Source organism: Nitrospinota bacterium (assembly GCA_009873635.1).
Lineage (GTDB): Bacteria > Nitrospinota > Nitrospinia > Nitrospinales > VA-1 > LS-NOB.
Window position 1 is genome coordinate 1 of the sequence record WAHY01000043.1, and the last position, 9064, is coordinate 9064.

9 protein-coding genes are annotated in these 9064 nt (G+C 42.0%); 5 read left to right on the forward strand and 4 right to left on the reverse strand.

Features of this window, described 5'->3' with window-relative positions; genetic code table 11:
• The first annotated feature begins 20 nt into the window (after positions 1-20).
• Positions 21-1694, forward strand: coding sequence for a radical SAM protein (locus F3741_12595; GenBank protein MZG31616.1), 1674 nt, complete (start codon positions 21-23; stop codon positions 1692-1694).
• 51 nt (positions 1695-1745) lie between these two features.
• Here F3741_12595 and F3741_12600 read toward each other — a convergent pair whose 3' ends face one another.
• Together F3741_12600 and F3741_12605 are read right to left on the reverse strand one after the other, a co-directional pair.
• Positions 1746-2633, reverse strand: coding sequence for a CDP-alcohol phosphatidyltransferase family protein (locus F3741_12600; GenBank protein MZG31617.1), 888 nt, complete (start codon positions 2631-2633; stop codon positions 1746-1748).
• A gap of 91 nt (positions 2634-2724) precedes the next feature.
• Positions 2725-3837, reverse strand: a complete 1113-nt coding sequence (locus tag F3741_12605; GenBank protein ID MZG31618.1) for a carotenoid 1,2-hydratase — start codon at positions 3835-3837, stop codon at positions 2725-2727.
• 253 nt (positions 3838-4090) lie between these two features.
• Here F3741_12605 and F3741_12610 point away from each other — a divergent pair, with 253 nt between their 5' ends.
• The 4 genes from F3741_12610 (at position 4091) to F3741_12625 (ending at position 6883) form a co-directional block, all read left to right on the forward strand.
• Positions 4091-4945 carry an NAD-dependent epimerase/dehydratase family protein gene (locus F3741_12610; protein ID MZG31619.1) on the forward strand — a complete coding sequence of 285 codons (855 nt, stop codon included), beginning with the start codon at positions 4091-4093 and terminating at the stop codon, positions 4943-4945.
• Positions 4942-5346: a hypothetical protein gene (locus F3741_12615; protein ID MZG31620.1), complete on the forward strand. Its 405-nt coding sequence runs from the start codon at positions 4942-4944 to the stop codon at positions 5344-5346. The genes F3741_12610 and F3741_12615 overlap by 4 nt, the downstream gene beginning before the upstream one ends.
• Before the next feature lie 83 nt (positions 5347-5429).
• Complete coding sequence (locus F3741_12620; GenBank protein ID MZG31621.1) at positions 5430-6467, forward strand: glycosyltransferase family 2 protein; 1038 nt, start codon at positions 5430-5432, stop codon at positions 6465-6467.
• 185 nt (positions 6468-6652) lie between these two features.
• Positions 6653-6883, forward strand: coding sequence for a CDGSH iron-sulfur domain-containing protein (locus F3741_12625; protein MZG31622.1), 231 nt, complete (start codon positions 6653-6655; stop codon positions 6881-6883).
• 505 nt (positions 6884-7388) lie between these two features.
• On the opposite strand, the gene F3741_12630 is transcribed toward F3741_12625, so the two are convergent.
• Positions 7389-8519 carry a glycosyltransferase family 4 protein gene (locus F3741_12630; protein ID MZG31623.1) on the reverse strand — a complete coding sequence of 377 codons (1131 nt, stop codon included), beginning with the start codon at positions 8517-8519 and terminating at the stop codon, positions 7389-7391.
• 18 nt (positions 8520-8537) lie between these two features.
• A complete protein-coding gene (locus F3741_12635) occupies positions 8538-9062 on the reverse strand; it encodes a glycosyltransferase family 4 protein (GenBank protein MZG31624.1) in 525 nt (174 codons plus the stop codon).
• Positions 9063-9064 lie beyond the last annotated feature (2 nt).

The following is a 9064-nucleotide window of genomic DNA, read 5'->3' on the forward strand; positions in this document are numbered from 1 at the left end:
CTTCTTTATCTGGAACTACTGTGGGCTCGACCGTTTCGCAACGGGATTTGCGGGTACTTCTTGTTTACCCAAACACGCGGGATGTTGCGATGGCCAATCTGGGTTTTCAACAGGTTTATTCTCTGTTGAACCAGGTAGAGGGTGTAATGTGCGATCGTTTTGCCATGCCCATTGGCTGGAAACCGGAAGTCCAATCTTTGAAGAAGGAAGAGTTGTGTTCCATGGAATCAAAAATTCACCCGCTTGAATTTGATGTCATTGCCTTTTCTATTTCTTTTGAGCCAGATTATTTAAACGCGGTATTGGCCCTGAAATACTTTGGAATTCCATTGGACCGGGCGGAAAGGGACGAATCTTATCCGATGATCGCAGCCGGGGGATCGGCAATCTTCATAAATCCTGAACCGCTGGCTGAGTGCATGGATGTTCTGTTCATTGGAGAAGGTGAGGGCCTGGCAGAAAGATTTTTCACATTGTTGTGCAAAAATGAGGACAGGAATCAGTTTTTCAAGCAGGCTGTTTTAATACCCGGAGTTTATTTACCTGAGAGGTATCGTCCGGAAATAGAACAAAACCTTCAGGTTGGAATTTCACCTATAGAAGACGCCCCGCAGCGTGTGATGCGGCATTGGGTGATGCAGGAACAGTCTCTTTGTACACACTCGGTGCTGCATGATGAAGACTCCACCTTTAAGGATATGGCGCTGATGGAGGTCACAAGAGGCTGCATTTGGGCCTGCCGGTTTTGCACTGCTGGATTTATATATCGTCCTCCACGTCTCCCTGATCTGGAAAAAACTTATAACGAGATGGAAAACCTGCTTAACAACATCGGAAAGTCCGCTCAAACAGTTGGTCTGGTTGGCCCTTCGGTAACGGATCATCCTGAGTTAACGAATTTGGCGCGAAAAATAACCGGGCAGGGGAAAAAACTTTCTTTCTCATCATTGAGGATGGAAACGCTCACTGATGAGTTGGTTGACCTGATTCTGCAAAGTGGACAAAAAACTTTAACAGTCGCTGTGGATGGGCCATCCGAAAGAATGCGAGACGTCATCAATAAGTCTGCCAGCGATGACTTCATCGTTGAAAAATGCAGATTCCTGACCCGTAAAGGTGTTTTGCATTTAAAAATATATTCCATAATCGGTTTACCACTTGAAACTGATGAAGACATAGATCAGTTCATTCGACTGGTCGAGAGAGTTCAAGAGGGTTATGTCGAGGAATGCAGCAAGCTTGGCCGAATTGGCAGGTTGACCATTGGGCTGAGTCCATTGGTGCCCAAACCTGGGACACCATTTCAATGGCACCCGATGGAATCTGTAAAGAGTTTAAAGAAAAAATTTGCCAGGGTGAGAAAGGCTTTATCCAAATTACCACATCTTAAAATGAGCTTTGGTTCTCCCAACGAGGCTTATCTGCAAACTTATTTGTCGAGGGGTGATCGGAGTACGCAGGCATTTTTCAAGACCTACCAGAATAACGGCCATGATGCCAAGAAAGCGTTAAAGGAACATTGCGTTGATCAATATGTATACCGGCAATATGAAAAGGATGACTACCTTCCCTGGGATATTGTTGATCATGGCTATCGCGAAGATTTTCTTTGGGAAGATTATCAACGTGGTTTGCAGGCGGCCCACACACCTGTCTGTGATACGGCTATCTGCCACATCTGCGGCCTCTGCTAACCACTGGGCGTAAGGCCAGTCAGCATTAACTTGATCTAACCGGATAACGAGTTATCTCGGCTTCAAGGATTGTTGATTCCTGTTTCTATTGCTAATGACTTTCCAGCCCAGGAGCCCCAAAGCGTACAGGTTCATGAATGAAACCAGCAGGATCATGAATAACTCCAGTTGACCGAGAAGAGAAAAAATCACCAGTATTACGTTATTGGTGCATAAGCATAAGGGACTGATCCAGGCTAGAAAATTGCGATCCTTATACCAGGCCTCATCCGTATCAGGAATCCGAGCGATTCTTCTACAGAAAGCGTCCAGTTGTTCCACTGCTTTATCCTGCCAACCATACACCCAGACAAAGAAGGTTTGTAGTCTCAAATCCCAGATGTCTGTTTGGCCTTCTTCCGCCATCTGTTTATCTTCTTCAGTTATGGTTTCATCCACCCTGTTTTTTTCGTAGGAACCTACTCGTGAGGTGTAGTTGACGAGATAGAAAACAAAAAAGGTGCTTTGCATAAAGCAGGAAAGCATTGCCAACAACCCTAGAATCCAGTAGTCCGTTGTCGCTGTTGTTCGAACCAGGTAAAAGGTTGCAGCAATATAAACAAGGACTGTGACGATGAAATCGGTAAGCGAGTCAAGAAACCTGCCAAACCGGGATGATGTTCCTCTCACTCTGGCCAGATTACCGTCGACATTATCGAAAAACACTTTTCCATAAAGAAATATCGCGCCCCACACCAGAGAGTTGGGGATTTCTGAGATATAAAACCCAGCTGATGCCAGGCCAAAAACCAGGGAAATAAAAGTGATCTGGTTTGGTGTCACCGGTGTGGGGTATAGCAGTTGAACGACCCAACGGTTCATGAAGTACCAGATTTCGTTCACATCGAAAAAACGTTCCCCTTGAGGAAGTTTGTTCATTTTTTCAATATCGAAAGTCATTGGGGAAGAATAACATAGACTTTATGAAGGTATGTAGGGGATGGTGAATTTTACTTTTTAAGAAGTATAGGAGTTTGTTGAAAAGGTTTATTCATTCCCTCAAAGCATCACCTTGCTTGAGCGCTTTTTCATAGCCCACAAGTTCAACATAGCCTTTTCCTTTTACGGTTTTCCCTTCAAGGTTTCCTTTTATGGATACGCTTCCTTCCCAGTAGGAACCTGAGATCGAGCGAAGGTCATAAAGTTCCTGATCCGGAAAGTCAGGGGTTATGTTTAAGACTCCTCCTGGAATGGTAAGTTCCCAACTTGCTGGATAGGTGGCATTAGTATGTGGACTGGACCAGAACTTTTTAGGTGAGATTGAGAACTCGTTATGGAGTATGTGTTGAGAAATACCATCGGCCGATATGGTGGTTCCGCTGGAATGGGGGTCCTTGCTGCCATTTTTATCTCGTAACTGGTAAAGCATGATTTCAGTATTATTATCGAGCTTTATAGAAAACCAGTCCCAACCCACCAGGTTTTCGTTCAGTTGGTTGCTGGAGAACTCGTGGTCCATCCAACTTGTTCCTTTGACAGGAATTTTTTCTCCTTTCAGAAAAACCTGTCCATGAGTTTTCATACGGCTAAAAGAAAAATAATGTGATGCGTTTCCAGCACCACTGCCTTTTGTGCTAATTCCTTCTTTGCCATGCAGAACCCGGTTTTTTACTGGTGTTAATTTCAGGTCGAGTCCTGTTCCATTTTCAATAGCTCGCAGGTGATGATTAATACCTTTTGAGGTCAAACTCCAGTTTTCATTCCATACATGCAGTTTGTCAGAAGCGGCACCGGCATTTTTCACTCCACTCCGGTTGATACGTTCAAAGAAATGAAACTTTTTGTTATAAATGTCTGAGACGGTCATGTGGGCAAAGTATAGATTGCCTATTTTCCAGGAAGATGCGTTATTGATGGGTTTGGAACCCTCAAGCCCTATTCTAAAAAAGGTGAGCTGATAGCCAAAGGCACGTTCATTCTCATCTTGCAAATTTCCTGTGTAATACCACCATTCGATGCGGAAATCGTCGTGTGAAAAATCATCGCGAGGGAAAGTATAAGTGTAACCGGGCAAGGCCTGTTTAAACTGGCCAGGAGATTGCTGTGCGTTGGCAGATGGTGATAATAAGCATAACAAGGTAAAATATAATATAACAAGGCGCATAAACCTTAAGCTCCAGAAGAAAAATGCCGTATAAACTGTAGGGAAGATAATACCATCAGGAGTTATCCGAAACTTAAAGAGATTATCAGAGAGGAAGGCCAAATTCAAACAGGGTAGTATGGTTTTGCTCAACAGGAAAATGTATACTTGGATCGCTAAGGATTCATGCGCCCTTCATATCAGATTCCAAAAACCTGATGATATATTCCTGCAAGGTGAGTACTCCAACTTTCAAAACTATGATTGAGAATCTATGCGTATTGGTGTGACCGGGGCAACAGGCTTTATTGGAACGCATCTACTTTCTGCCTTAAAGGGAAGAGGGGCAGTGGTTACACTTGAACGTAAGAAAGGGATTCCAAGTAGACAGAACCTTAAGCGATTTGTCGCAGATACGGATATTATTTTTCATTTAGGCGGGGTCAACCGGGATACCGATGAAGAGATTTTAAGCGGAAATATACTCAGCACTTCACGATTACTGGAAAGTATTTTAAATCATGGTAAGCCTTCTGCTCGAATTGTATTCGCATCGAGCTCGCAGATTTATATTCTGAAGAATAGAAAAACACCCATCCGGGAAACTGGGAAGGCTAAACCCGACACAGTTTATGGAGTGAGTAAGCTCTCTGCGGAAAACCTGATAATAAATTCTGGAATTCCTTCTGTGATTTTGAGGGTTGCAAATGTATACGGTCCAGGTTGCAGACCAAATTATAATTCAGTTATTGCAACATTGTGCTACAGGGCGATAATGAATAAGCCTTTGGTTATAAATGGGGATGGGAAGCAGTGCCGCGATTTTGTGTATATTGATGATGTTGTGCGAGCATTCATGCTTGCAGGGTTTGAGCCTGTAACAGGTTCAGGAAATATATTTAACGTTAGTTCCGGACGGTTGGTTTCTCTAAGGCAAATTGTGAAACAGATTGAAAAACTCAATAAAAACACAAAGGTAGAGTTTGTGAAGGATCAGGAGAGTTCAGGAATTTCTTATAGTTGTGATTCTTCTAAATTTTCTGCGAAATATGGATGGCGGCCACGAGTTTCTTTGTCCAAAGGTATTGAGCAGACTTTATCCTATTTCCTGGGGAGAAAGAAAATATGAAGCATTATGACGTACAGGATCTGGATAAAAAATCAGATGAAAGAGGTTGGTTGATAGAAGTGCTGGGGGGTGAACTGCCTGAGGGATGTAGGGAGTTCGGTCAACTGCATGTATCGGTTGCATATCCGGGAAAGGTGCGAGGCAACCATTATCATACTAGAAAGGTGGAATGGTTTTGTGTTCCTACCGGGACGGGTCAATTATTGCTTAAAGATCGGGAGACTGGGGAGTCCCGTGAAATTATGATGGGTGTGAATGACTTGAAGACCATAAGGATAGACCCGGGAACCATTCATGCCATAAAGAATGTTGGCGAAGGCGATATGGTATTGCTGGTGTATGCCAATGAAAAATTTGATCCGGAAGACCCCGATACTTTTTATGAAAAAATCCTGGAGTGATTCATGGTCAATCCTAAAACTTTCTTCTAAAGTTTAACAGTGTTTTTCTCCTTTCACCGCTTGACTCTCCCAGGCTTATCAAGATGAAAAAAGTTTCTGCAATTATTGTGAACTGGAATGGCAAGGACGTTCTTTCTGGGTGCCTTCAATCCCTCTTGAAACAGGAATATGAAGATCTGGAAATCTGGGTCAGCGATAATGGTTCAGAGGATGGTTCGCAGGCGATGGTAAAGGAGCAATATCCCTCAGTGCATTTATTGGAGAATGGTGAGAACCTTGGGTTTGGTTCGGCTGTGAATCGGGCACTCGAAAAAGCTAACGGTGATTTTTTTCTTTTTTTAAATAATGATTTGGAAATGAGGCCTGACTCAATTGGTCAGCTTGTGGACTTGTTGGAATCGGACAAGAAAATTGGCGCGGCAATTCCAAAAATTCTATATCACAAGGATGCCCAGGGCTCTTCTCATGATGACCGGATGTTGATCAATTCGTTTGGGGTTTTGGTAAATTATACAGGCGTGGCTTATCCGAATCTGGTGGGTGAGCAAGATAAAAAAGATTTGTCGCTGCTTGAGACAGCTTGTGGCGGTATATTCATGTTTAGTCGGGAAGTGTATGAGAAGGTGGGCGGGTTTGATGAAGACTTGTTTTTATATCATGAAGACCATGATTTATCATGGAGAATAAGGTTGGGCGGATGGATGTTGGTAGCGACACCCAAGTCGGTTTGCTATCACCATTACGACTTTAATAAAGGGGTGAATAAGTTTTATCGCTCTGAAAAGAACCGCCTTCATATTTTGTTAAAAAATCTTGAGTGCAAAACCCTGGCCCTGATCTCACCCGCGTTGGTTCTTGTTGAGTTGGCTCAAATTGTTCACGCCCTGACTCATGGATGGTTAAAACTCAAGATTAAAAGTTATTTTGAGATTCTTGGCCAATTTGTTCAGATAGCCAGAAAACGCAGGAAAATAAAATCTTTCCGGAAAGTGAGCGATAAAGAAATAACCAGACTTTACAAAGGTTCGATTGCTGTTACAGGGATGAGGAATCCGTTGATGGACTATGTATTAAGCCCTATGCTCAGTGCCTATTGGAAACTTGTTCGAGGCTTGATTTAGGAATTTATGCAAAGAGTTTTCCCGGGGGAGAAGATTTCTTCCAACCAGTCCTGTGGCTACTGTGACCAGTATTTTCATGGAGACCTGTCAGCTTTTTAATAACTTTATTCTTGAAAACTCATTGACAACCTCTGGAAAGTTTGAGACCGTTTCTTTTTTACCAACAATTAAAAAAAGGATATTTCATGCCCTACGAGAACAGTCCGATTTTTACAGATGAGACCCCGGGTAAAAAGTTTTTCTGCACCTGCGGGGAATCCGCAAACAAACCATATTGTGATGGTTCGCACAGTGCAAAAAATACCGGTAAATCTCCCAAAGAATTTACCATAGAAGAAGCTCGAAGATATGTTGTTTGTGACTGCGGACGTACTGGAAACTCTCCTTTCTGTGACGGTACTCACTCTAGAATTTAAGTGAGAGGTTGGCCTGGCCACTCTAGTTTTCCAAAAGTTTATTTGGCACGACTTTTCAGGCTTGTAAAGTTTTTTTACCTGAGTACCGGCTATGTCAATTATTCTTGTCATAAATGCTTTTTCCCTACCCACCACATCAGCCGTACAATCCTTTTGTTATGTATAAGTTAGGTTGATTTTTTCAGGTTGGAACATTTTGGCAACGACATTGCACTCATATGGATCAACGAAAATATTGATCTTTCAGGAGAGATGTCATGTTCTACGATGTGAAGATTATGAATTCTCAAGGAAAAGTTGAAAAAATTGTTCCAGCCCATGAACTCAGTAAATCGTATTGGAAAAAAAATTTCAGGCTGAAGAAACGAATAAAAGCCTCAATGCAACAGCAAGAAAACAGGTCCCTGGCTGGGTAAAGAGGAAGTTTGACGTAGAATATTCGTTTTCTAACGGTAGATCTACTTCTGCGGCGTAAATATTTTTTTGATGGATAAGAATACTTTGCTTAAGTGGAAATGATTTCTTGATAGAGCCTCAGCATTGCCTGAGTATTTTTATCAACTGAATACTGTTCGGCCAGGGCTCTGGCATTTTTACCTATAAATTTACGCAAGGCGGGATCAAAAAGCGTGTTGATCTTCTCAGCAACTTCTTTGGATGATTCAGGGTTTTCTACAATTAAGCCATTTTGCTCGTGTTGTATGATATCTGATGCACCACAGTGGCGAGTAGTGATGACAGGTAACCCGGATGCCAAGGCTTCCAGATTTGCATTTCCAAATGGTTCATAAATAGAAGGCAGGATAAAAATATCTGCCGCTGAATAATATTTTTCTATTTCAGGTACGGGTTCCTTATAAATAATTTTATCTCTGAGGTTTTCAGGAGCAAACTTGAGGAACTTGTTCCATCTCCCTTTTCCCATTATTAGCAGGTTCCAATCTTCTGATTGTAGGTATTGAGTTGCTTTCAGAAGACCCTTTAATCCTTTCCTTTCAAAGCCTGAGCCTATAAATAATATAAGAATTCTATTATCTGGAATATTTAGTTGTTTCCTAATAGAGCCTCTAAATTTATTTGTATTGTCCGGGTGAAATCGTTTTAAGTCGACACCATTATAGACCACTGAAATTTTTTCCTGCGGACAATTATAATGTTTAAGAATATTTTTTTTTACCATTTCTGAAATGGCGATAAACTTTTTACATTGACCAGATTCGAACAAGTTTCTTTCGATACTTAGAATCAATCTGTGAAACGGATTAAAGGTGAGAAAGAAACCTTTCAAAGCCGGTAAAAGACGTTTTCTTTGTTCAAGCCATTCCTTATGGCATCCATCACCAACGCGGTAAACATCCTGCTTCCAGGTTTTTTCATGACTCTGAATAATATCGAAGGGTTCTTTACTTACGGCTTTTGCAGCAAACCTGGCAAATGACAGGGTTCTTATAAAGGAATTAAGCTTATATGATGGAACATGATGCAAGTGAATATTGGGGTGGTTGGAAGGCGACCATTGAGTTGCAAAGATATGAATGTCATGCCCTGCTTCGGCCAATTGATGCACATAGCCTTGAACAAACTGCTCGGCACCCCCGTAAAGAACAAATTTTTGCCTGATGATGGCTATTTTCATCGTAGTTAAAGCGAATAATTAAAGATGAGACTCGTTCAGGACCTCATTATAAACGGCAATAGTTTTTTCCATCATTGTATCAATGCTCAATTCATTTTTACAAAAAGTGTAGGCCTTGTCAGTCATTGACTGTGCCAACTCAGGGTTTTTTAAAAGTTTTAAAATTCCATCGGCCATGTCTAGTGAGTTTTTAGGTTCTACTAAAATACCCCATTCTCCATTTCCCAGGATAGGGGGGATTGAGGGGGTGCGAGCAGCAACAACAGGAGTTTTCATGGCAAAGGCTTGAGGGATTACCTGTGTCGTTCCTTCTACGGCAAAAGAAGCTACGCAATGAATATCTAAAGCTGCCATAATTTCCGGGATGTCTTCCCGGTGTCCCAGTGCGAATATTGATTTTTCAAGGCCGCGGTCTTTAATACGTTTGAGAATGGATTCGTATCCCGGTCCTGTGCCGACAATGACAAATTTTGAGTCTGGAAAATTTTCTAAAACAATGGGAACGGAATCTACGAAAAAATCATAGCCTTTCCAGCTGCGAATAA